At 34.5% G+C, this 1,086-nt stretch carries 3 protein-coding genes; all 3 read left to right on the plus strand.

The annotated features are described in order from the left end of the window. The first annotated feature begins 103 nt into the window (after positions 1-103). The 3 genes from Z053_RS0127355 to Z053_RS0127365 all read left to right on the plus strand — a co-directional run bounded on the left by Z053_RS0127355 (position 104) and on the right by Z053_RS0127365 (position 1,003). Positions 104-316 carry a hypothetical protein gene (locus tag Z053_RS0127355; protein WP_025668151.1) on the plus strand — a complete coding sequence of 71 codons (213 nt, stop codon included), beginning with the start codon at positions 104-106 and terminating at the stop codon, positions 314-316. A 38-nt stretch (positions 317-354) separates the two neighbouring features. Then, positions 355-579 (plus strand): Blp family class II bacteriocin, encoded by a 225-nt coding sequence (locus Z053_RS0127360; RefSeq protein ID WP_025668153.1) that lies wholly within the window; start codon positions 355-357, stop codon positions 577-579. 76 nt (positions 580-655) lie between these two features. After that, complete coding sequence (locus Z053_RS0127365; RefSeq protein ID WP_025668154.1) at positions 656-1,003, plus strand: hypothetical protein; 348 nt, start codon at positions 656-658, stop codon at positions 1,001-1,003. Positions 1,004-1,086: the final 83 nt, after the last annotated feature.

A 1,086-nucleotide genomic window follows, 5' to 3' on the forward strand; every position in this document is an offset into this window, starting at 1 on the left:
TACCCAATATAACCTGTTGCAAAAAACCTTCTTGTTCCTCTATGTTTGCTAGCATCAAAGCGCTTTGATAGAAATTTATGTTTAACAATTTAAAAATACAAAAATGAGAGATTTAACAGTAAACGAAGTGGCTTATGTTTCGGCAGGAGATGGTACTAATCATGCTGGAGTAATAGGTGGAGCAATTGGAGGAGGTTTGGCAGGAGCAGGAGCAGGAGCCAAAATTGGATCATTGGCCGGGCCAGCAGGAGCAGCAGTAGGAGCAGCTTTAGGCTTTGGTATAGGAGCTTTGGCTGGGATGCTTGCTTTTTCTTAAAATCAAATTAATTATATAAATCATTAAAAAATAACACAATGAGAAATTTAACAAATAGTGAATTGAATTCTGTAAATGGTGGTTGTAGTGGACAAACTGCCGGAGGTATTTTGGCGGGCGCTCTAGGAGGAGCTAGAACTGGTGCAGGTATTGGAGGTGCAATAGGAACATCGGCTACTCCTGCAGGAAGTATAGTAGGAGCAGTTGTTGGAGGTTTGTTTGGAGCTATCGCAGGCGGATTTATTGCTGCAAGCAAATGTTAATTCAGAATAATTAGATGCTAATCAGGGTAATTATAAAAATTACCCTGATTATTTAATAACTCATAAAAAATGTATAATGAATACCAATCTTAATGCCTTTTTTGAAAGCTTGTCTTCTGCCTATAAAGAAAGAAATCTGGATACAATATTTGATCTTCATCATCCAGATAACGTTTTGTTTAATGCAGGTAAAGAACAACTAAGAACAGTCTTGTCTAGTTATACGCTAGAGGCAAATTTTGAAGATATCAAAATATTACAGGAAGATAAAAATGTAAGCGTTGTAAGACTTTCTCAAAAAACTAAAAAAGTCGAAGGCCCGGATTTTAAGGATAACATAATCGATATGGTTATGATCTTAAAGTCGCATAATGATAATTTCAAAATATTATCAAGTGCTTCTATTAGCACAGACTTTATATAGCCATTTTTAAGTTTTTCTATAATTCTTAAGAGCAATATTTACTGTATTTCTAAAAACCTTAATTTTTTATGAAAAAACAAAAT

This window comes from Aquimarina megaterium XH134, assembly GCF_000520975.1.
GTDB lineage: Bacteria > Bacteroidota > Bacteroidia > Flavobacteriales > Flavobacteriaceae > Aquimarina > Aquimarina megaterium.